At 70.5% G+C, this 22238-nt stretch carries 18 protein-coding genes and 2 pseudogenes; 5 read left to right on the top strand and 15 right to left on the bottom strand.

Annotation, left to right across the window (positions count from 1 at the left end):
• Positions 1–18: 18 nt before the first annotated feature.
• From ABT288_RS15450 to ABT288_RS15405, 10 genes and pseudogenes are all read right to left on the bottom strand, one after another.
• Positions 19–1209 (bottom strand): thiolase family protein, encoded by a 1191-nt coding sequence (locus tag ABT288_RS15450; RefSeq protein ID WP_351607191.1) that lies wholly within the window; start codon positions 1207–1209, stop codon positions 19–21.
• Positions 1209–1856 (bottom strand): CoA transferase subunit B, encoded by a 648-nt coding sequence (locus tag ABT288_RS15445; RefSeq protein WP_351607189.1) that lies wholly within the window; start codon positions 1854–1856, stop codon positions 1209–1211. Before ABT288_RS15445 ends, ABT288_RS15450 begins: the two co-directional genes overlap by 1 nt.
• Positions 1853–2611: a CoA transferase subunit A gene (locus ABT288_RS15440; protein WP_351607187.1), complete on the bottom strand. Its 759-nt coding sequence runs from the start codon at positions 2609–2611 to the stop codon at positions 1853–1855. The genes ABT288_RS15445 and ABT288_RS15440 overlap by 4 nt, the downstream gene beginning before the upstream one ends.
• Positions 2612–2622: 11 nt before the next feature.
• Positions 2623–4395 (bottom strand): FAD-dependent oxidoreductase, encoded by a 1773-nt coding sequence (locus tag ABT288_RS15435; RefSeq protein ID WP_351607184.1) that lies wholly within the window; start codon positions 4393–4395, stop codon positions 2623–2625.
• A gap of 17 nt (positions 4396–4412) precedes the next feature.
• Positions 4413–6341, bottom strand: coding sequence for a maleylacetate reductase and hydroxyquinol 1,2-dioxygenase domain-containing protein (locus ABT288_RS15430; RefSeq protein ID WP_351607182.1), 1929 nt, complete (start codon positions 6339–6341; stop codon positions 4413–4415).
• Positions 6342–7080: 739 nt separating this feature from the next.
• A pseudogene (locus ABT288_RS15425) lies at positions 7081–7162 on the bottom strand (IS5/IS1182 family transposase); the annotation flags it as partial.
• 32 nt (positions 7163–7194) lie between these two features.
• Positions 7195–8616: pseudogene (locus ABT288_RS15420) on the bottom strand (glycosyltransferase 87 family protein); the annotation flags it as partial.
• On the bottom strand, positions 8613–9488 hold the full coding sequence (locus tag ABT288_RS15415; protein ID WP_502972754.1) for a methyltransferase domain-containing protein: 876 nt from the start codon (positions 9486–9488) through the stop codon (positions 8613–8615). The gene ABT288_RS15415 and the pseudogene ABT288_RS15420, both read right to left, overlap by 4 nt.
• On the bottom strand, positions 9485–10090 hold the full coding sequence (locus tag ABT288_RS15410) for a TIGR04282 family arsenosugar biosynthesis glycosyltransferase (RefSeq protein ID WP_351607179.1): 606 nt from the start codon (positions 10088–10090) through the stop codon (positions 9485–9487). Before ABT288_RS15410 ends, ABT288_RS15415 begins: the two co-directional genes overlap by 4 nt.
• Complete coding sequence (locus ABT288_RS15405) at positions 10087–10812, bottom strand: glycosyltransferase family 2 protein (protein ID WP_351607177.1); 726 nt, start codon at positions 10810–10812, stop codon at positions 10087–10089. Before ABT288_RS15405 ends, ABT288_RS15410 begins: the two co-directional genes overlap by 4 nt.
• Positions 10813–10954: 142 nt before the next feature.
• Between ABT288_RS15405 and ABT288_RS15400 the strand changes: the two genes are divergently transcribed.
• Together ABT288_RS15400 and ABT288_RS15395 are read left to right on the top strand one after the other, a co-directional pair.
• Positions 10955–11683: a response regulator transcription factor gene (locus ABT288_RS15400; RefSeq protein WP_351607174.1), complete on the top strand. Its 729-nt coding sequence runs from the start codon at positions 10955–10957 to the stop codon at positions 11681–11683.
• Positions 11673–12785: a sensor histidine kinase gene (locus ABT288_RS15395; RefSeq protein ID WP_351607171.1), complete on the top strand. Its 1113-nt coding sequence runs from the start codon at positions 11673–11675 to the stop codon at positions 12783–12785. The genes ABT288_RS15400 and ABT288_RS15395 overlap by 11 nt, the downstream gene beginning before the upstream one ends.
• A 78-nt stretch (positions 12786–12863) precedes the next feature.
• Here the strand turns inward: ABT288_RS15395 and ABT288_RS15390 are convergent, their stop codons facing one another.
• From ABT288_RS15390 to ABT288_RS15375, 4 genes are all read right to left on the bottom strand, one after another.
• On the bottom strand, positions 12864–13916 hold the full coding sequence (locus ABT288_RS15390; protein ID WP_351607169.1) for an NAD-dependent epimerase/dehydratase family protein: 1053 nt from the start codon (positions 13914–13916) through the stop codon (positions 12864–12866).
• A 52-nt stretch (positions 13917–13968) separates the two neighbouring features.
• Positions 13969–14562, bottom strand: a complete 594-nt coding sequence (locus ABT288_RS15385; RefSeq protein WP_351607166.1) for a hypothetical protein — start codon at positions 14560–14562, stop codon at positions 13969–13971.
• 76 nt (positions 14563–14638) lie between these two features.
• On the bottom strand, positions 14639–15052 hold the full coding sequence (locus ABT288_RS15380) for a hypothetical protein (RefSeq protein ID WP_071376289.1): 414 nt from the start codon (positions 15050–15052) through the stop codon (positions 14639–14641).
• Positions 15049–16185, bottom strand: a complete 1137-nt coding sequence (locus tag ABT288_RS15375; RefSeq protein ID WP_351607164.1) for a molybdopterin-dependent oxidoreductase — start codon at positions 16183–16185, stop codon at positions 15049–15051. Before ABT288_RS15375 ends, ABT288_RS15380 begins: the two co-directional genes overlap by 4 nt.
• A gap of 609 nt (positions 16186–16794) precedes the next feature.
• Between ABT288_RS15375 and ABT288_RS15370 the strand changes: the two genes are divergently transcribed.
• From ABT288_RS15370 to ABT288_RS15360, 3 genes are all read left to right on the top strand, one after another.
• On the top strand, positions 16795–17628 hold the full coding sequence (locus tag ABT288_RS15370; RefSeq protein ID WP_351607161.1) for an S-methyl-5'-thioadenosine phosphorylase: 834 nt from the start codon (positions 16795–16797) through the stop codon (positions 17626–17628).
• Between the two features lie 505 nt (positions 17629–18133).
• Positions 18134–18598: a YbhB/YbcL family Raf kinase inhibitor-like protein gene (locus ABT288_RS15365; RefSeq protein WP_351607159.1), complete on the top strand. Its 465-nt coding sequence runs from the start codon at positions 18134–18136 to the stop codon at positions 18596–18598.
• A gap of 1165 nt (positions 18599–19763) precedes the next feature.
• Entirely contained in the window at positions 19764–21449 is a 1686-nt protein-coding gene (locus tag ABT288_RS15360; protein WP_351607156.1) for a ribonuclease J, read from the top strand.
• A 324-nt stretch (positions 21450–21773) separates the two neighbouring features.
• Here the strand turns inward: ABT288_RS15360 and ABT288_RS15355 are convergent, their stop codons facing one another.
• On the bottom strand, positions 21774–22118 hold the full coding sequence (locus ABT288_RS15355) for a helix-turn-helix domain-containing protein (RefSeq protein WP_351607154.1): 345 nt from the start codon (positions 22116–22118) through the stop codon (positions 21774–21776).
• Positions 22119–22238 lie beyond the last annotated feature (120 nt).

The raw sequence follows: 22238 nt of genomic DNA, 5'->3' as shown, positions 1-22238 counted from the left end.
GCGCCCGTCGCAGCGGCGTCAGCGTTCCAGGACCAGCGCCAGTGCCTGGCCCACCCCGATGCACAGGGCCGCCAGCCCAGTCCCGGATCCCGCCGCGGCCAGCTGATGCGCGACCGCGCCGGTGATGCGGGCGCCCGAGGCTCCCAGCGGATGGCCGATGGCGATGGCCCCACCGCGCGGGTTGACGACCTCCGGGTCGAGTTCGGGCAGCGCGACCAGGCAGGCCAGAGCCTGTGCGGCGTACGCCTCGTTGAGTTCGATCGTGTGCAGTTCGTCGGGAGCGACCGACGCCTTCCCGAGCACCTTGCGGATCGCGTCCACCGGGCCGAGTCCGAAGTACTGCGGCTCGATGCCCGTCACCGCCGCCGCCCGCACCCGCGCCAGTGGTTCGCGGCCGGTCGCCGCGAGCCCCTCCTCGTCGGCGAGCAGCAGCGCGGCCGCCCCGTCGTTGAGCGGCGAGGCGTTGCCGGCTGTGATCGTGCCGTCCTCGATGAAGGCCGGCCTGAGCCGGGCGAGGGCCTCCAGGGAGGTGTCGTCCCGGATGCCCTCGTCACGGGGCAGGTCCACCCCCTCGACGGGGACGACCTCTCCCGCATACCTGCCCTCACGCCAGGCACGGGCGGCGTTGCGGTGGCTGGCCAAGGCGAACGCGTCCTGTGCCTCTCGGGTGACGGCGTACTTGGCGCCGACGAGTTCCGCGCTCTCGCCGAGGGGGATGGTCCACTCCGCCGGCATCCGCGGGTTCACCATCCGCCAGCCGAGCGTCGTCGAGTACAGCTGCTGGTCCGTCGCCGGAAAAGCACGCTCCGGCTTCGGCAACACCCACGGCGCGCGGCTCATGGACTCGACGCCGCCGGCCACCGCAATGGACGCGTCACCGAGCGCGATCGCTCGGGCCGCCTGGACGACTGCCTCCATACCGGATCCGCACAGCCGGTTGACCGTGGCACCCGGCACGGTGACCGGGAGTCCTGCGAGCAGCGCGGCCATCCGGGCCACGTCGCGGTTCTCCTCGCCCGCTCCGTTGGCGTTTCCGAGAAGCACGTCGTCGATGCGCCCCGGGTCCAGGTCGGGACTGCGGTCCAGGAGGGCGCGCAGCACACCGGCGGCGAGATCATCGGGGCGTACGCCCGCCAGGGCGCCGCCGTAGCGGCCGAAGGGGGTGCGCACGGCGTCGACGACGTACACGTCACGCGGTCTCTCGATCATCAGTGGCTCCCTGCAGGACTGGGGTGGAAGTTCAGCGGTGTCAGGTCGGCGATCTCGTCGGCCGTCACACCTGGGGCGGTTTCGACGAGCCGGAGTCCGGTCGGCGTGATGTCGAGGACGCACAGGTCGGTGATGATCCGGTCCACGCAGGCCCGGCCCGTCAGCGGCAGGGTGCAGTTCTCGACGATCTTGGGGCTGCCGTCCCTGGCGGTGTGTTCCATCAGTACGACGACCCGGCGGGCGCCGTGGACGAGGTCCATCGCACCGCCCATGCCCTTGATCATCTTTCCGGGTACCGCCCAGTTGGCCAGGTCGCCGCGGACCGAGACCTGCAGCGCGCCCAGGACGGCGGTGTCGATGTGACCGCCGCGAATCATCCCGAAGGACAGCGAGGAGTCGAAGAAGGACGCCCCCGGCCGCACGGTCACCGTCTCCTTGCCCGCGTTGATGAGGTCGGCGTCGACCTCGTCGGGTGACGGATACGGTCCGACGCCGAGCAGGCCGTTCTCCGAGTGCAGGACGACGTCGATGTCTGTCGGCAGGTGGTCGGCCACGCGGGTGGGCAGGCCGATGCCGAGGTTGACGTAGTCGCCGTCCCGCAGCTCGCGCGCAGCGCGCGCTGCCATCTCGTCCCTGGTCCAGCTCATCGCTCGCGCACCGTCCTCTTCTCGATTCCCTTGTCGGCCGCCTGCTCGGGGGTCAGCGCCACGACACGCTGGACAAACACCCCGGGCAGATGGATCTCGTGGGGGTCGAGTGCTCCCGGCTCGACCAGTTCCTCCACCTCGGCCACGGTGATGCGCCCGGCCATCGCGGCCAGCGGGTTGAAGTTGCGTGCCGCACGGTGGAAGACGAGGTTGCCGTGCCGGTCTCCGCGCGCGGCTCTGACCAGCGCGAAGTCGGTGGTGATGGCGTGCTCCAAAATGTGGTCGACGCCATGAAAGGTCCGTACCTCCTTGGGTGGCGATGCCATGGCGACGGATCCGTCCGGCGCGTACCGCCACGGCAGCCCGCCCTCCGCGACCTGCGTGCCGACGCCGGCCGGGGTGTAGAAGGCCGGGATTCCGCAGCCACCCGCCCTGAGCCGCTCTGCGAGCGTGCCCTGCGGCGTCAGCTCGACCTCCAGCTCGCCCGCGAGGTACTGGCGGGCGAACTCCTTGTTCTCACCGATGTACGAGCCCGTGACCCGGGCAATGCGGCCCGCGGCCAGCAGGATGCCGAGGCCGCGGCCGTCCACGCCGCAGTTGTTCGACACCACGGTCAGACCGCTCGCCCCGCTCTCGTACAGGGCGCCGATGAGCACCTCGGGGACACCGCTCAGCCCGAAGCCGCCGACGGCGAACGACCGTCCGTCCGCCACGTCCGCCAGGGCCTCCGCGGCCGTGGCCATCACCTTGTCCATACCGCTCTCTCCTACCGGTCCAGCACCCGACGCAGCGCGCCGAGCAGTTCGTCCTGGGCCGACTGCGCGCTCTCGGGGGCGGTGGCGCGGCGCCAGGCGACGTAGCCATCGGGGCGCACCAGCAGCACGCCGTCCTCGGCGATCTCGTTGACTCGGCTCCATTCGCCATACGCGTCACGGCAGTTGTCGTGGCCGATGCGCACCACCCGCAGCGGAAGGCAGAGCTCTGTCCGGCAGGCGGTCGCGGCGGTGTCCCAGACGCCGCCCGACAGGCCGGTCAGCACGGTGAAGGTGCCGTCACCGATGACGTCCAACGTGGACAGACGCTCTCCGTGGGCGTCGACGAGCCACGCGTGCGGCAGCTTCGCGCCGGGCCGGGTGGTCGCCCGGGCCACCAACTCGGGGTCCTGCTCCCAGACTTCGGCCGGTCCGTCGTCGGAAAGCACCGCCGAGGAGGCGTAGCGCTGGTTCATCTCCACGCCGTGCGCGTTGAACTCGTAGTTCTTGAGCTGGATCGCTTCTTCAAGAAGGCGCCGCTTCTCGCCGGCCTCGGGCGTCTGCGCCCCGAGCGCCGCGAGCCCTTCGGCGATGGCCTGCTCGTCGCTGCCGCCTCCGACGCCCAGCACTTCGAAGATAGGGCCGAACTGGTCACGGCTGAGGTTGGCCCGCTCGACGATCTGCCGCCCGACGGGCGCGCGTTCGGCCGTGTAGCTGTCGAGCAGCGCTTCTCCGGCCTCCCCGCGGATCACCATGGCGAGCTTCCAGGCGAGGTTGTAGGAGTCCTGGACGGAGGTGTTGGAGCCGAGCCCGTTGGACGGCGGATGACGGTGCACGGCGTCGCCGGCGCAGAAGACACGCCCGGACGAATACACCGTGGCGTAGCTGTGGTTGACCGTCCACAGCGAGGTCGATGTGATCTCGACCGGCAGGTGGGGGTCACCGACGAGATCACGTACGATCTGCCGCGCCGCCTTCTCGTCCACCTCTGGCGGCGGTTGCTCGATGTCATAACCCCACACCAGCAGCCACTCGTTCCACGGACGGACCATACGGACCAGGCCCATGCCGATGCCGCCGGTCTCTGCCCCGGGCCGCAGCACCCAGTACAGAACACTGGGCCGGTGGGCGCAGTAGCGGGTGAGGTCTGCCTTGAAGACGATGTTCATGCTGCCGGCCTTGGCCATGCGCCCGTCGAAGGGCAGGCCGAGCTGCTCGGCGACCGTGCTGCGCCCTCCGTCCGCGCCGATCAGGTAGCGGGCCCGCACGGTGAACTCGTCGCCGCGGACCCGGTCACGCAGGACGGCGGTGACGCCATCGGCGTCCTGGGTGAAGCCGATGAACTCGGTGTCGAAGCGGACCTTGGCGCCGCGGGACGCCGCGTTGCTCACCAGGATCGGCTCCAGGTAGGTCTGCGGCAGGTCGATCATCTCGCAGGGGCTCTTCGAGGCGTATTCGGTGGCCGAGGCGGGCCCCGTGCCCCAGCTGCGGATGCGGCCGATCTCCTGCCCGGTCAGCGAGGTGCACAGCACCGTGTCACCCATGAGGTGGGACGGGCTGCCGAACGTCAGTGCCTCGGATTCGACGCCGAGGTCGCGCAGCACTTCCATGGTGCGCTGGTTGGTGATGTGGGCCCGCGGCGTGTTGGCAAGCCAGCCGTATTTCGTCACCAGCAGGGTGCGGACGCCGTAGGTGGCCAGCGCCAGGGCGGCCGAGCCGCCAGCGGGGCCGCTGCCGACGACGATGACGTCGGTGTCGTACGCGCGTCGCGCATCGGTGATGGTCATGAGTGGGCGCTCCTCGGTCATCCGGCCAGGGGGGCGATGCGGAAGGTGTAGTGGAGGCGACGCCACTCCCCCTCGACATGGCGGCCGTCGGGGGTGGGGCCGGTCTGCGGCGCGAAGTCGACGACGAGCTCGTCCTTGACGCCGAAGACGGTGTCGCTGTCCAGATAGGCGCCGCCTGACACGAACAGCTGTGTGACGAGCCGGCGGTGGCCGGGTGCGTCGATCATGAAGTGGAGATGTGGTGCCCGGTAGGGGTGACGCTCCACCGCGCCGAGCATGTGCCCGACCGGTCCGTCGTCGGGGATCGGGTACTCCGAGGGCAGGATGGACCAGAACGTGATCCGCCCGTCGGCGTGGGTGCGCAACCGGGCTCGCAGCACCGGTCCGTCCAGATCGGGGAGTTGGACGTCGTAGAAGCCCTCTTTGTTGGACTGCCACACGTCCACGACCGCGTCTTTGACTGGCTCGCCGTCGGTGCCGGTGATCCGCACGTCCGCCCAGAGCGGGACGCCGGGCAGCCCGGCGGAGATGTCGCTTCCGTGCGCGGCCTCGGGCGGCCCCTCCACGTAGAAGGGGCCAAGCACCGCGGACGGTGTGGTGGTGGGGGTACGGGAGTTGGTGAGCAGATCGACGGCGCTGGAGACACCGAGGGTGTCCGACAGCAGGACGAACTCCTGGCGGGTCGGGCTGCACAGCTGTCCGGTCCGGGTGAGGAAGTCGATGGCGTACTGCCATTCGGCATCGGTGACGTCGTTGGTGGCGACGAAGGTGTGCAGGTGCCGGACGAGGTCGCTGAGCAGGGTACGGACGCGGGGCTCGGGGGCCCTCGCGAAGCTGGCCACCACCTGTTCGGTGAGGCGGGCGAGCCCCGCTTCCGTGGACGGAGGGCCTTCGGGGCGGCGCCCGTACCAGGCGTCGGTCAGCAACTCCGCCATGTCCTCGGCGGTGAGCTCCCGCGGGTTCGGGTAGGGCGTCGAGACGGCCAGTTCGGCCGCGTGGGCGAGGCTCGACTCCGGCAGGCCGAGGTCGCGCAGCGAGGTGGGCCCGCCCAGGGAGGCGACCAGGTCGTACACGCCGCTCGGGGCGTCCGGCACACCTAGGGCGTCGGCGATGCGACGCATCACGCCGGGGACAGCGGGCGCGTTGTAGGCCATGGCGTGCGGCAGGACGACGGTGTGCGTCTCGGCGTGCGGCATATCGAAGCTGCCGCCGAGGGTATGGCACAGCTTGTGGTGCAGGCCCATACCGACGGTGGCGAGGCAGGTCCCGGCGAGCCAGGCCGCATGCAGGAGATCGGCGCGCGCTTCCGGGTCGGCGGGGTCGGCGGTCAGGAGGGGCAGCGCCCGCGCGATGCGGGAGATCGCGTCGAGGGCCTGCTGGTCGGTGACCGGGTTGGCGTCGGAGGAGTACAGGGCCTCGACGGCGTGCGCGAGTGCGTTGACACCGCTGGTGACCGTCATGGGCAGCGGCAGAGTGAGGGTGAAGTCCACGTCGTAGACGACGGTTTCGGGCAGGATCGACGGGGAGGACTGCGTGACCTTGCGCCCGTCCCGTGTCTCGCCGAGCACGGGGGTCACCTCGGAGCCCGCGTACGTGGTCGGCAGGACCACCTGCGGGAGGTCCGTGCGCAGGGCGAGCGCCTTTGACAGGCCTGTCGTCGAACCGCCCCCGATGGCCACGATGCCGTCGGCGGAGGCCTGCGTGAGCACGTCGAGCGCCTGCTCTGTCACCTCGACCGGGGTGTGCATGGCCGCGCCGTCGAATTCCGCCACCAGCATGTCACCGAGGGTCCGGCGGACTCGCGCAGAGGCCTCCGGCAGGGCTGGGCTGGACAGCAGCAGCACCCGGGAGCAGCCCAGCCGCTCGGCCTCGTCGCGGACCCGGCGCACCGTGCCGGCACCGAAGACGACCCGCGAGGGACGGGATGTGTACACGAATGTTCGCACTGAGCTCGGCCTCCGCGTCATCGGGGATTGTGTCGGTAGCTCGGGCACCGAGTATGCGAAGGGCATCCGGGTGAGTTCCTGCACGATCAGCGCGTTGCACTGCACAAAGCACGCGTGTGTCCCAGGGTCTCCGGCGGACCTGGGGCGTGCGTCGGAACGCTGATGAGTGCCGGGCGGAGATCGCCGGATCGACCGGGCAGCTGGAAGCTGCGCGGGAGGCGCTCTCCCGGCAGGTGATCACTCGTGAACGGTGGCCGAGGGCGTGGCCGAGCCCTCCCGCGAGACAGCCTGGATGAGATCGAGGATTGGCTCCTTCGTCCGATGGCCCGGAGTGCGGCTGCTGTTCGGCCACGGCCTCCTCACCGCATCCGCGGGCATTGCCAGGGCCGGGAACGGGTGCTGTCCTGCAGCGTGTGTGCCTCGCTGCTGCTGTCCGGCCGGGCGGCGCCTGGCCCGGCATGCCGGTGAAGCACCTCTGCGCAGCCTCACGTCACACAGGTAATCCGGACAGCGTCCGCTAAAGGCGTCTTGAGGGCCGTCCGGGCAGGAGCCCTCAAATCTGCGGCGCTGGTGCAGGTATCGCGGCGGGCGGCCGAGGCGGGTTCCCTCGTGTGGCGATCCCCCCACGCACCTGCTCGTTTGCGTGATCTTGCAACTAATGTGACGCCCCGATCGCTCGAAGTCACGTCAACCACATGCTGAGGTGGCCAGGTGGCCTTGCCGGCCCGGCAGAGGGTGTCCGCGTGGGTCAAGGCGCCGATGATGCCGTGGGATCGGGCGGCCTTGATGTCGTGAACTGCGCCGGGCTGGGCAGCTGAGGCCCGGGGCAACTCAGCAGGGGCTGCGTCGGCCTCATGCCTCTCAGGCAGGCACCCAGTGCGACAGTGAGAGCGGCAACGCCGTAGGCCCATGCCTGCAAAGGGAACCCGGGCAACAGCCGCCCGGCGAGGTAGAGAACTGTGCCGGCCACGGTGACGGCGAGCCACTCCCAGCGGCCGTCCAGGGCTGCGAGGGCGATGACGAGCAGGGAGTACCAGGGGTAGTTGGGTGAGAACAGCAGCAGCGCCGTGCCGGTCACCAGGAGGGCACCACTCCAGGGACGTGCCGGGTCTCCGCGCCACCATACGAACAGGGCCGTCAGCGCGAGCAGGACAACAGCGGCGATTCCGGCGGCCGAGTCCGGCAGGATCAGCCGAAGCAGGGCGAAGCGGCGTACGTCGCCGGGTTCGTAGCCCTCTTCGTTCAGGTAGCCGGGGAGATAGCCGAGGACGCTGGTGCCGGAGGCCAGGACGTAGGGCAGGTAGGCGAGCGCGACCGCGCCGAGGGCAGCCGCCGCCACGCTCCCGATGCGTCGCGCGCTGCGCTGTCCGGACAGGGCGCCGGGCAGCGCCAGCACGGGCAGCAGTTTGACCGCGACGGCCGCGCCGAGCAGGGCTCCACGACGCGCCCCGGAAGTGGCGGTGCCCAGTGCCAGCACGGTGAGCAGGACGCCGAGGGTGTCGACGTGGGCGTTGTTGACGGCTTCGAAGGGGACGGCCGGGCACCAGCCCCACAGTGCGGCCCGGGCAGGGGCTCGTTGCGGGTCGCCGCGTCGCCGCAGGACGGCGAGCAGGGCGATGGTGGTGCCGAACGCCAGTACCGCTCCGCCCACTTGGAGCGGCTTGTGACGAGTACCGGGTGGCGAGAGGGTATGGACGGCGAGGAACCAGCCCTCCGCGACGGGCGGGTAGATCGTCGGCACGCTGGGCCGGTTGATGCGGACGCACGCGCCGCTGTCGGTGCGCCTCAGTCCCCAGCCGTCGCAGGCTCCATGGGTGGGGAAGAGCCACTCGTCCCGGAGACGGGCGAGTTGGGGGGCGGCCGGCGGGTGTGCGTAGGGGGAGATACCGGCCGCCTGTACGCGGCCGTCCCAGGCGTAGCGGTACATGTCGTCGCTGGTGCGGGGCGGTGCCGCCAGGCCGGACAGTGCGACGGCGGCGGAGCCCGCGAGCACCAGGAAGGTCACGGCGCGCGCGGGGAGTTTGCGCACGGCCCAGACCCCGGCGGCGAACAGTGCCCAGGCAATGGCGTATCCCACGAGCAGGCGGCCCGGGTCGCTCTGGTTGTCGCCGGCGTGGAGGGTGCCGATGACAACGGCGCTGAGTGCGACGAGCACCGCCACGACCAGGGTGGTACGCGTACGGCCGACGCGGCGGTTCACCGGCTCGGCGGGGTGGTCGGGCAATGGCTCCGCGGGCCGGGGAGCCGACGTACGCGTGGGGACGCTGTCGGTCATGAGTGGTGCGGCCTTTCGGTGTTCGAGGGCTGCGCGTCGGGGTGATTCGCGCGCCTGCGGCGTAGTTCCGCGAACGGGCGTCCTTCGCAGGTCCACCTGCCGGTCGGGGTCCAGCCGGCGGAGTCTGCGGCGTTCAGGAGCGCGGTGGTGCCGAGCCTGGCCCAGGGGAAGGGCCGTCCGTGGTGGCCGTGGGCGTCCTCGACGCGCACGGTGAGGCGCTGGTCCACGTCCTGCGGGGCGGCTTCGGCCAGCAGGAGCCCGCCGGGGGCGACGAGTTCGCGCATGCGGCGCAGCAGGGCGACGGGATTGCCGCCGATGCCGATGTTGCCGTCCATCAGCAACACGGTGCCCCAGCGGCCTTCGCCCGGGAGGCGGTCGAAGGCCGAGCGCTGGATGGCGGCGCCACCACTGCGCCGGGTGCGCTTCACGGCGTCCCGGCTGAGGTCCACACCCAGCGCCGGTATGCCGCGGGCGGCCAGTGCGCCCACCATGCGTCCCGGTCCGCATCCCACGTCCAGGACGGAGCCCGTACATCGGCGCAGCACGCTCGTGTCCGCCGCGTCGGGACGTGCACACCAGCGCTCCACGTCCAGTGGCAGTACGTGGTCCTCGCCGAGGCTGTCGGGGTGATCGGGCTGTGACAGGCGCCGCAGGAACAGCGGGCCGCGTCCGCTGCGCAGAGCGTGGGCGTAGGGATCGTCGATCCACGGGGTGCCCGGTTCCACGGGCACGGCGGGGCGGACGGGTAGCGCCGGCATGCGCTTCCTGGCCCTGACCACCGTCAGGTTCTCCGCCCGGGGCTCCGCCTCCGCCACGGCCGGTTCCGGCCGCTCGGCCACGGCGGAGTCGATGCCGACCACCGTCCCGCTCATCGGACCACCTCTGCCATCGAGTTGAGGACGACCGCGGCAGCGTCGGCTGCTGTGTCCACGTCACGAAGCACCGGCAGGTCGGTCACGGCCAGTCCTGCCTCGGCCAGGCGGATGCGCTGGATCGCGCCCGTACGGTCCGTGGACATGGGCACCCCACGGACCAGGGCACCGACCCGGGCGGGATCGGCGAGGCCGAGCGCCCAGAAGCCGCCGTCCGCGGCCGGACCGAACCAGGCATCACGGCCGTCCCGGCCGACTCCGGCGATCATGTCGGCGGTCAGATGCGGGGTGTCCATGCCGACCAGGAGCGTCGGGCCGTCACAGTGGGCGAAGGCTGCGATGATCCGCTCGTCCAGGCCGCCGAGGCTCTGGGGTGCGACGTCGTAGCCGGGCGGCAGCCAGGGGCCAGGGGTGCCGTCGAGAGCGAGCACGCGACGGCGTGCGGGGGCTCGCAGCAGGGTGTGGAGCGTGTCGGTGAGGGCAGCCTCGGCCAGAGTGGCCGCTTCCTGGGGCGTGTAGGGCGGGGTGAGCCGGGTCTTGACGCGGCCGGGCACGGGTTCCTTGGCGATCACCAGCAGGGTCACCGGGGGCAGGGTGTTCATCGTCCGCCTCCCCGCACGCCGGCGACGGCGGTCGTAGTGACGGGCGTCTCGGCGAGCACGGCACGCATGTCGTGCACCGCCTGCCAGGTACCCCGCCAGGTACCGGTGACCTTGGAGCGGCCGGTGCGCGGGTGGTAGGGCACCTCCGTCTCGCGCACCCGCCAGCCGGCGTCGGCGCCGCGCACCACCATCTGCAGCGGGTAGCCGGAGCGCCGGTCGGTCAGGTCCAGGGCGAGCAGCGCCTCGCGGCGGACCGCGCGCATCGGGCCCAGGTCGTGCAGCCGCACCCCGGTGCGCCTGCGGATGAGCCGGGCCAGCTCCAGGTTGGCCAGGCGGGCGTGCAAGGGCCACGCGCCGGGGGACGTGGGGCGCCGCCGGCCCAGCACCAGATCGGCGGTGCCGCCGAGCACGGGTGCGGCGATGTCCGGCAGCAGGGCGGGGTCGAGGGAGGCGTCGCAGTCACAGAAGCACACGACGTCGGCGGTCGCGGCCATGACGCCGGCGTGGCATGCGGCGCCGAAGCCGCGCACCGGCTCTGTCACCACGTGGGCGCCGAGTGCGCGGGCGATGTCCGCCGAGCCGTCGGTGGAGCCGTTGTCGACCACGATGGCGCGCCAGCCGGGCGGGATCCGGTCGAGCACCCACGGCAGGGCCTCGGCCTCGTCCAGACAGGGCAGCACCACATCGACCCGGGCGGGAGAAGAGGGGGAAGTCTCGATCACCCCACTCACCCTACGAACACAAAAGGGGCGTAAGGGACTTGGTGTCCTTACGGATCTCTGACGTCGGCGACAGTCCTTACGGATCTCTGACATCCGCCACCGCTCCCCCTGACAGCCGCGGGGCGGTGTGAGACTCGATACCGTGAAACGCGTACTCGTCGTGGACGACGACCCGACCGTCTCCGAGGTCGTCGCCGGATATCTGACCCGGGCGGGCTTCGACGTCGATGTGGCCGCCGACGGCCCGTCCGCCGTGGCCAGGGCCATCGCACAGCCGCCGGAACTGGTGGTGCTGGACCTGATGCTGCCCGGCATGGACGGGCTGGAGGTCTGCCGCCGTATCCGCGAGACCGGTCCACTGCCCGTGATCATGCTGACCGCGCGGGGTGACGAGGAGGACCGCATCCTCGGCCTGGAGGTCGGGGCCGACGACTATGTCACCAAACCTTTCAGCCCGAGGGAGCTGGTCCTGCGGGTGGAGTCGGTACTGCGCCGTGCGGGGACGCTGGCGGCGGTGCGGAGCACACCGTCCGTACCACGCCTGACCGGACTGCGGGCCGGACCGCTCGCTGTGGACCCCACGGCTCGCCGGGCCACCCGCGATGGCCAGGAACTCGCCCTGACCATCAGGGAGTTCGACCTGCTGGAGTTCTTCCTGCGCCATCCCGGGCGGGCCACCAGCCGGGAGGAACTGATGCGTCGCGTGTGGGGCTGGGAGTTCGGCGACCTGTCCACCGTCACCGTCCATGTACGGCGGCTGCGCGAGAAGATCGAGGACGACCCGGCCCGCCCGCGGCTGATCAACACCGTGTGGGGCGTCGGCTACCGCTTCGATGTACCTGCGGCGACCGGGGCGGACGATGCTGCGTGACACCTTCCTGATCGCCCTGTACGCGGCGATCGGCGCGGGCGCCGCCGGACTGCTCGGTGTGGCCGCCCTGAGGCTGCTGCGCAACCGCTCGGTCGCGCTGTCGCTGACCGTGGTCGCCGCCGTCGCCGTGGCGGCGATGCTCGCCGGGACCATGCTCGTGTCGTGGGCGATGCTGCTGTCGGATCACGACCTGTGGGTCGTCACCATGGTGTGCTCCATAGCGGCGGTCGTCTCCCTCGCGGTGGCGCTCGTCCTGGGCCGCAGCGTCGTCAAGGGCAGCCAGGCACTCGCCGAGGCCACCCGCGCCCTCGGTGACGAGGGCCGCTTCACTCCGCCCAACACCGCCCCTACAGCCGAACTGGCCCAACTGGTCCGGGAGTTGGATGCAACCAGCGGGAAGCTGGCCGCCTCCAGGGAGCGCGAGCGGGCCTTGGAGGAGTCCCGACGGGAGCTTGTCGCCTGGATCTCCCACGACCTGCGTACCCCGCTCGCCGGGCTGCAGGCGATGACCGAGGCGCTGGAGGACGGCATGGTCGACGATCCGGGCGTCTACCACGCCCGGATCCGCACGGAGGTCGAGCGGCTCAGCGAGATGGTCGGCGACCTGTTCGAACTCTCCCGCATCCAGGCCGGCGTACTCGCCCTGAACACGGCCCGCATGTCGGTCTACGACCTCGTCGGCGACGCGATCGCGGGTGCCGACGCCCTCGCCAGGGAACACGGCGTACGGATCATCGGCGACGGAGTCGAACCGGTGCCGATCGAGGTCGATGGCCGCGAGATGTCCCGCGTCCTGGCCAACCTTCTCGTCAACGCCATCCACCGCACGCCCACCGACGGAACGGTCGCCGTCTCCGCCCGGGAGGAGGGCGGCAGCGTCGTCGTCTCGGTGACCGACGGCTGCGGCGGCATCCCGACCGAGGACCTGCCCCGCGTCTTCGACACCGGCTGGCGCGGCACCGACGCCCGCACCCCGCCCGCCGGTGCAGGCCTGGGACTGGCCATCGTGCGGGGCATCGTCGAGGCCCACAGCGGCCGGGCCGCCGTCCACAACGTGCCCGGCGGCTGCCGCTTCGAGGTCCGCCTGCCGACAGCCGCCTGAGTCCGCTTTCCGGTCCGGAGAAGGGCCGTCCCCGTGGAAGTACAGGGACGGCCCTTCCGAGTAGTCTCCGGGGAACGCTCAGCCGGCCCGCAGCGCAGCCCCCGCGAACTCCGCCATCCCCTCTGCGAAGCCCACCACCGGCTTCCAGCCCAGCTCCTCGCACAGCCTGCGCGAGGAGGCAGTGATGTGACGGACGTCGCCGAGCCGGTACTCCCCGGTGACGACGGGTGCGTCGCCGCCGTGCGCCACGGCCAGCGCGGAGGCCATCTCCCCCACCGTGTGCGGGTCGCCGCTGCCGACGTTGTACGCCCGCAGGCCACCCTCCGGCAGAGCGGGCAGCCCTTCCATGGCCGTGAGGTTGGCCCCCGCGACGTCCCGCACGTGCACGAAGTCCCGGCGCTGACCGCCGTCCTCGAACACACGTGGTGCTTCACCGCGTGCGAGCGCGGACCGGAACAAAGAGGCGACTCCCGCGTACGGGGTGTCCCGCGGCATGCCGGGTCCGTACACGTTGTGGTAGCGAAGCGCCGCCACCCTTCCGCCGGTCGCCCGTGCCCACGACGCGGCCAGGTGCTCCTGGGCGAGCTTGGTGGCCGCGTAGACGTTGCGCGGATCGGTCGGCGCCTCCTCCCCCACCAGCCCGGCGGACAGGGGCTCGCCACAGTGTGGGCACGGCGGTTCGAAGCGGCCCGCGTCCAGCTCGGCGATCCGTCGCGGCCCCGGCCGTACGACGCTGTGCCGGGCACACTCGTAGCGGCCCTCGCCGTAGACCACCATGGAACTCGCCAGCACGAGCCGGCGTACCCCGGCCGCAGCCATGCCCGCCAGCAGTACGGCCGTGCCGAGGTCATTGCAGCCGACGTAGTCGGGCGCGTCCGCGAAGTCCTTGCCGAGCCCGACCATCGCCGCCTGGTGGCAGACGGCGTCCACGCCCCGCAGAGCGTCCACCACCGCTCCCCTGTCGCGCACATCCGCGTGGCGCCAGTCGACACCATCGGGGACGGGCGGCGGCGTACGGTGGGCGGCGGGCAGGAGCGCGTCGAGCACGCGTACCTCGTGCCCGGCACTGGTGAAAGCGCTGACGATGTGCGAGCCGATGAAGCCCGCACCTCCGGTGACCAGGATCAACATGCTCCGACGCTAAGCCTGGCTACGCGTCTGCGGATGCCTGGACGCAGAACCGTCAGGGGTTCGTAAGCCTTCCGGACCGGCCGGACGCCGCCGCGCTCAGCAGATCGAAGCCCACGGCGAACGCGAGCATGGTGAACACACCGCGGGGCCAGAAGATGTGACTGTCGAGGAATGACCAACACGCCCCCAGCACCACCACGGCCCCGGGCAGCACCCGGACGCCGTGGCGCCGCAGCAGCACCGCGCCGGTGGCGAGAGCGGCGACTGTCAGCGCGTACACCCCTGCCCGGCCCAACTCGTCACCAGCCGAGAAGAGCCACCCCACCGCCTCCTGCGCCCCATGGCCCGCCACCGTCCCGGCAGAGACACCGGCCACCGCGTCCAGCCCCGAATAGTAGGCCGCGTAACCGAGACACCCTGCCCAGGCCACCACGGTGAGTGCACCGTCCAGGTCACCCGCTGGTCTGCCCCACAGCGGCACCAGCAGGCCGAGCGCCAGCAGGGGGAAGGCGGGAAGCAGAGCGACATGCAGCGCCGTCCACTGAGCGGCCGTCGACGCGGTGAGATGCCGCGGGTGGGCCAGGCCCGCCACAGCCAGGAACAGGGGCGGAGCCGTTGCGAGGACCACCGTACGAAGAGTGCGCATGGCGCCACCGTAGGAATGCCCTACGCCAGGCGGGGCCCGTGCCGGCCGTGCGTAAGACACCCGTAAGACGCCGCTGTTACGAAGGTGGACGCCGTCGGCTGCGACGGACCTCCTTCGCCACCACCAACAGGGCCGTGAACGTGGCCACGGCCACCAGGGTCAGCAGCCAGTTGCGCGGGTAGTCGAGCGGCAGCACCGTCGAGTTGGCCCGCGGCCCCGGCCGCAGCAGCACCGGAAGCGCCACCGCAGTCAGAGCGCCCGCCACGAGCAGCGCCCCGCGGACCGGCCCCCGTACCCCACCACGGACCAGCACCAGCCCGAGCAACAGCACCACTGGCGCGACCAGCGCGTCGTGCAACACGACCGCCCCGCCGAGCCACTCCAGTACACCCATCAGCTCCTGCTGTCTGTCCAGCAGCAAGGACGCGCCGACACCCATCAGCGCCAGCCCGGCGGCGCCCACCAGCAGTCGCAGCACCTTGACCCTCATGACAGCACCTCCAGTCGGCCGACCCACTTGGTCTGCAGTACACCCGGACGGTTCGGAGCGATGAGGCGCACCGGGTATCCGTGGTCGGGCGACAGTTCCTCACCGTTCAGCCGCAGTGCGAGCAAGGTCAGCGGGTCCCGGGCGTGCTCGTGACCCATCTCGGAGACCCGGTAGCCGCCCCGGGTCTGCAACGACACCACCCGTACCCGCGCGTGGACCGGGGCGCCCGCCCGCTCCAGCAGGTCCATGACGCGCACACCTGTCCAGTGCGCCGACTTGCTCCAGCCCTCCACGCAGGCGATCGGCAGCTCGACCTCGTGCTGGGGCAGTGCGCGCAGCTCGTCCAGCGTGAGTGTGTAGGACCTCGGTCCGGCGACGGTCAGGCGGTAGCGCTCGGCGTGGATCAGGCCGACCCCGGCCGCCGCGGCAGTCCGGTTGACCGGCAGCCCCTCGGGACCATGGTCGGGGTGGCGGGGTGCGAGAAGAGTCAGGTCCTTCAGCGGGGTGAAGGACTGCCCCACCGTGGTGATGGTGACCGCGCCGACCGCCGCCGCCACCGCGGCGAGCAGGGAACGCCGATCCGGGGCGTCCTCGGCCGGCAGGGACAGCGTGCCCGCCGAGCGACGGCTCCAGTGTGCCGCGATCTCAGGTGCCTTGACCGCGATGTGGAGCACCAGCGCTCCTGTCAGCAGCCAGGCCACGGCGTAGTGCACCTCCACGAAGGAGAAGGGCCACGGGTACCACTGGGCGGTGTTGAGCAGGCCGGTCGCCAGCTCGAAGAGGGCGGCCGCGACCAGGACAGCCACCGACACCCGTTCCAGGGCGTGCCGCACCGAGCGCACCGGGGGCCACTCGAACAGGCGGGGGTACACCGTCCACAACTTGGCGAGCAGCAACGGGATCGCCGCGATACCGGACGCGACATGGAGCCCCTGCGTGAACCGGTATCCCCACACCGGACGGCTGGGCAGCTCGTTAGCGAGCCATCCCGGCGGGTGCTGCGTGAAGTGGCTGATCAAGCCGGTGCAGAAGCACACCGTGAACGCCAGGCCGAGCCACCGCCCGATGGAGGTTGCCGTGCGGGCGTCGTGCAGTCTGCCCTTGAACACAGGCGGAAGGAAACGCGATGTCATGCCTTCCATCCCACCCGGAGGAAGGCCGCCATGGAACGTCCGACCGCCTTACGGAACAGGGACATCTCCCGGCCGCAGGGCACGCCGAACATCCGCGGGACTCCACCCGTCGCAGTCCTGACCACCCGTGTGACAGGCACTTGGCGGAGGCCGGGCACCTGTCCGGCGTCCGCGCTTCGCAATACGGCCGTCACGCCGTCCAGCGCCTCGAAGCCTGCACATGGGCCTTACAGGAACACCTCCTGCGAGGCGGCCGGGCCGGTGCACAGCCTTGCCCGAGCAGGACGGTCACAGCGTGAGGACGCACACGCGTCGCTGCCCGGCCAGCGCCGGCCACGCGGCCGCGAAGTCGACCTCCGACTGCTCACCCGCAGCTTTCGACCGAGGGAGCGTGCCTTCCGGGAACCGCCGCGCCGCCGTAGCCTCCGCTCCGACGGCCGCCCTTCCCGCAGCGGTCCTGGCCCCGGACCAGATCAGTGCGTACCCACGTTGCCGAACTGCCGACTCCAACGATGGGCACCCGATCCGGGCGGCCGAATTCCTTTCGAGAGCATGACGTTCCCCGATGCCGTGATCTCGAACCGTGCCTGCGCGGCTAGCGTGCTGGGCATGACGAACGCGGAGATCGGTGTCATCGGCGGGTCCGGCTTCTACTCCTTCCTCGACGAGGTGACCGAGGTCCAGGTCGACACCCCGTACGGAGCACCCAGCGACTCCCTCTTCCTCGGCGCGATCGCCGGCCGACAGGTCGCCTTCCTCCCCCGCCACGGCCGCGGCCACCATCTGCCCCCGCACCGCATCAACTACCGCGCCAACCTGTGGGCGCTGCGCTCCGTCGGCGTACGTCAGGTTCTCGGCCCGTGCGCGGTGGGCGGACTGCGCCCGGAGTACGGGCCGGGCACACTGCTGATTCCCGACCAGCTGGTGGACCGCACAAAGACCCGGGTGCAGACGTACTTCGACGGGCTGCCGCTCCCGGACGGCACCGTGCCGAACGTGGTGCACGTGTCCCTGGCCGACCCGTACTGCCCCGCCGGACGGGCGGTCGCGATCAAGGCCGCGCGCGGACGGGACTGGATGCCGGTGGACGGCGGCGCCCTGGTCGTCGTCGAAGGGCCGCGGTTCTCCACCCGCGCAGAATCGTTGTGGCACCGGGCGCAGGGCTGGTCCGTGGTGGGCATGACCGGTCATCCCGAAGCCGCGCTCGCCCGTGAACTGGAGTTGTGCTACACATCGTTGACCCTGGTCACGGACCTCGACGCGGGCGCGGAGACCGGGGAGGGCGTCTCGCACGACGAGGTGCTTAAGGTCTTCGCGGCGAACGTGGAGCGGTTGCGGGGCGTGCTGTTCGACGCGGTGGCCGCGCTGCCCACCGCCGAGGAACGGGATTGCCTGTGCGTGAACGCGCTCGGCGGAATGAACCCGGGCTTCGAACTACCGTAGCCGCGGAGGGTTCGAAGGTGTCCCGTTGGTGGGACGTCGTCCTACCCAGTCGGCCGGTATCGTACGTCCGGCTCGCCCCGCAGAGATGTCGCTGCCATCTGTTACCGCGCGATTTCCAGGGCTCCGCGGACTGCGGCGAATTATTAGCGGGTGAGGTTCAAGAACAGCTCACACCGGCCGACCGCGTGAAGCACGTCAGATGCAGCTCATCATGTGTGGTCACTGCGGTCGAATCACACATTTCCCATGGTGGATCGGACGACACCGGCGTGCGAACACGACTTCTCCTCGCGCCCGACCGGAGAAACTCCGTTAGAAATACGTAAGCGGCCGCTATGGAATCGCGGGTGGATAGAACACATAGGCTGGCCGTATGAGGCTTCGATTCCTTGCCTTGAGCGCTGCCTGCGTCACCACCCTTGGGGGGACCTCCGCGTGCTCTGCCGTGTCACGTCACGCCCGGACAACCACGAGTGCATCCCCGGCCGTCACCCGGACAACAACAATGCCCACCGGTCCGTTCACGCTCGGACGAGAACAAGGCTTCAACTTCTCGGGTTCCTTCGATTCCCTGATGTCCTGCGACAGCCCCCATGACTACTCGCCCGGGCTCACCATCGCGAATGCACCGGCGGGGACCGCCGAACTCGCCCTTTCCATGGTCGATGTCCAGGATCAGAAGATCCATTGGCTACAGGTGGGTATTCCGGCGGCGACCCGGGAACTGAAAGCGCACCATCTGACACCCGGCGCGAGGGAACTCCTCAACGACCTCGGCGAGGCAACGTACGACGGGCCGTGCCCGCCCCCCAACAGCACCCACCAGTACCTGCTGACGCTGTATGCGTTCCACGATGCGCTGCCGAAATCCCTTGGCGACAACTCGTCTCCGAGCCGGACACTGACAGAACTTCGAAGCAGGTCGGATGCGACTGCCGTGCTCATCGCGCCATACACGAGGCGCAGCTGACGTGAAGTAACAGGGACTCGTCGGCCGGTCTTTGCCATTGCCCCTTGCGTGCCCGATCTCCGCGGTGGTCGCTCCGCTCGGTCACGTCCGCTGCCGGTTTCGGTCGTTCGTCCTGGGCAGGGCACGAGGTCGTCTACGACCAGGAGGCAGGCCGTCCCGATGCCGACCGCGCCGGCGAGCAGCCGGGCGCTGTTGAGGCGAAGCAGCTTGGTGCTGAACTTGGCGGCACCACCAGCAGACGAAGAACATTCTTTGTTCTTACAGCCCTCAGAAGCTTGGCTTCTTCTAGAGCCTGAAGTCGGTTGCCTGGAGGCATCGTTGCACTCCAGGCAACCCGAAATAACGGCTACACTCTGTGATTAACTGGAGCCTTCGCGCTACTGTCTGACACCCCAGGAGGTCTCTCCCGGACCAGTCGTGGACCAAACGGCGCCGAACGACATCACCCCGCGAGCCGCCCGCTCATGAGCGCCGCTAGTCCATGAGAACGCCTCCTGGCACCGCATCAGATCGAATGCCGGGCGTGCGTCCCATCACTCGCGTACCGACCGTCGTATTGGCTCTCAGCGGGTGACGTGTTTCTTCTGTGTGATCACGGGCGGGGGCTTCGCGTATCGCTGCGGCTGCGTCGCAGTTCCACGCCACCCGGACGTCGTGCGGGGCTGCTCCTCGCAGTCACGGACGTCACCTTCGACTTCCCGGGACCGGCTCGAGACCACGGCCGAGCCGCCCCCCGCGCGACCTCGTCGTCGAGTTCGATGGGGCACCACATCGGGTTCCGGCATGGCGGGCGGGGGCGGCGAGCGCTTCGGGGACACTGCCATCTGTCTGCCTGGCGAAGGAAGCTGCCCCGGGGCCCTCTCGGCCCGCTTGCTCGTGAGCGCCGTGGGCACCCGCGTCTCGACCACTTCGAGTGGACCAACGCCGAGGCCCGCCGGGAGGTGACGAACGCCGGAAGACACGACAGGGTGCACGAGATCTTCTCCAGCACCGGGCGAACGGTTCGGCCACGGAAGGTGGTACCGCTTTCACCCCTGCCTGTCCCCGGTCGCCGGCGTGATCCGGTCGTGCCGAGGCACCCGCTGCGGGTATCCCGCTCCGTCGGGAGAAGGAGATCGCACGGGCAATGGATCACCCTGTCCCGCTGTCCGGGTACCGTCAGGGTATGAGTCATCCGCACCCCGAGCTGAAAGCCGCCCCGCCCCTTCCCGAAGGAGGGCTGCGGGTCATCGCCCTGGGCGGCCTGGGTGAGATCGGCCGCAACATGACCGTCTTCGAGCATGCGGGCAAGCTGCTGATCGTCGACTGCGGCGTGCTGTTCCCGGAGGAGACCCAGCCCGGCGTGGACGTGATCCTGCCGGACTTCACCTCGATCCGGGACCGGCTGGACGACATCGTGGCCGTGGTCCTCACCCACGGCCACGAGGACCACATCGGCGGTGTGCCGTACCTGCTGCGGGAGCGGTCCGACATTCCCGTCGTCGGATCCAAGCTGACGCTGGCGTTCCTGGAGGCCAAGCTCAAGGAACACGGCATCCGGCCGCGCACGGTGCGGGTGCGGGAGGGTGACCGGCGTGGCTTCGGGCCCTTCGACTGCGAGTTCGTGGCGGTCAACCACTCCATCCCCGACAGCCTCGCGGTCGCGATCCGCACCCGGGCCGGGATGGTGCTGCACACCGGCGACTTCAAGATGGACCAGTTCCCTCTCGACGACCGCATCACCGATCTGCGCGCCTTCGCCCGCCTCGGCGAGGAGGGCGTGGACCTGTTCCTCACCGACTCCACCAATGCCGAAGTACCCGGCTTCACCACCTCCGAGCGAGAGCTGAACCCGGCGATCGAGCAGGTGATGCGCACCGCGCCGCGCCGGGTCATCGTCTCCAGCTTCGCCAGCCACGTGCACCGCATCCAGCAGGTCCTGGACGCCGCCCACCAGCACGGCCGCAAGGTCGCCTTCGTCGGCCGGTCGATGGTCCGCAACATGGGCATCGCCCGTGACCTGGGCTATCTGAAGGTCCCCTCCGGTCTGGTCGTGAGCACGAAGGAGCTGGAGAAGCTCCCGGACCACAAGATCACGCTGGTGTGCACCGGCTCCCAGGGCGAACCGATGGCAGCGCTGTCACGGATGGCCAACCGCGACCACATGATCCGCATCGGCAAGGACGACACCGTCCTGCTCGCCAGCTCCCTCATCCCCGGCAACGAGAACGCCATCTACCGGGTGATCAACGGACTCACCCGGTGGGGCGCCCACGTCGTCCACAAGGGCAACGCCAAGGTGCACGTCTCCGGGCACGCCAGCGCCGGCGAACTCGTCTACTGCTACAACATCGTCAAACCCCGCAACGTCATGCCCGTGCACGGCGAATGGCGCCACCTGCGGGCCAACGCCGACCTCGCCATCCGTACCGGTGTCGACCCCGACCGGGTCGTCATCGCCGAGGACGGCGTCGTCGTCGACCTCGTCGACGGGCGCGCCTCCATCACCGGCAAGGTCCCCGCCGGCAACGTCTACGTGGACGGCATGGAAGTCGGCGGCGCCACCGAAGCGTCCCTCAAGGACCGCCTCACCCTCGCCGCCGAAGGCGTGGTCACGGTGGTGGCGATCGTCGACGCGGACACCGGCGCCCTCGCCGAGGCCCCCGACTTCCTGGCCCGCGGCTTCGTCCACGACGACGCCACCTTCGAGCCGGTCATCCCCGTCATCGAGAAGACCCTGGCCACCGCAGCCGAGGAAGGCGTCGGGGACGCACGCCAACTCGAACAACTCCTCGCCCGCGCCGTGGCGAACTGGGCGTTCCGCACCCACCGCCGCAAGCCCCTCATCATCCCCGTCATCATCGACGCCTGAACCACAGCCCAGCAGCACGGTCGGTTCCGGCCGCGGCCCCGCCCGCGACGGACTTCCCGGGCGGTGCCGCCTCAGCGGCGGCCAGAGGCTGCCCCAGGTTCCAGATCCCCGCCACCCATGGCGACCTCCTATCGGTTGCCGCTCCTTCTCCCCCGGGTTCGCCCCTCGTCACCCACTACATACGTCACGCTCGCTGGCGGTTCTCTTTTTGCGTGGAGTCCGGTTGACGCGTTGAGCCCGCCTGAGCTGCGAAACGGCGCTGCGGTCCCTCGACGGCCTCGTCCGTCGGCAGTGCATCGGTTGCCTCGGGTTCCAGCGTTCTGATCAGGCTGATGTCTTCGGCTGAGGCTTGCCGCCCTCGGCGCGCAGTTGCTCGTTGATGCGCTGCGCCCCTTCGAACTGGTCTTCGAGGATGACGATGCGGCAGGCGGCCTCTATGGCGGTGCCCCGGTCGACGAGTTCGCGGGCGCGGGCGGCGATGCGCAGCTGGTACCGGGAGTAGCGGCGATGGCCGCCATCGGAGCGCAGCGGGGTGATCAAGCGGTGTTCTCCGAGGGCACGGAGGAAGGCAGGGGTGGTGCCGAGCATCTCGGCGGCCCGGCCCATGGTGTAGGCGGGGTAGTCGTCATCGTCGAGAGGGCCGACGGGACGGGAACCGGCAGGCGGCATAGACCTCTTCTTTCGGGGACGCGTCGGGGGGGGGGGGGGGCGGGAAAAGCCAACCGGGCCCCCCCGGTGAAGACAAAGCACACCCCGGGCGGGCCCCGCGCGGCTAGGACGGCGGGGGCG

The organism is Streptomyces sp. NPDC001093, assembly GCF_040298985.1.
Classification (GTDB): domain Bacteria; phylum Actinomycetota; class Actinomycetes; order Streptomycetales; family Streptomycetaceae; genus Streptomyces.
The sequence above is the reverse complement of the archived record's forward strand: the minus strand, read 5'-3'. Positions and strand labels throughout refer to the sequence as shown.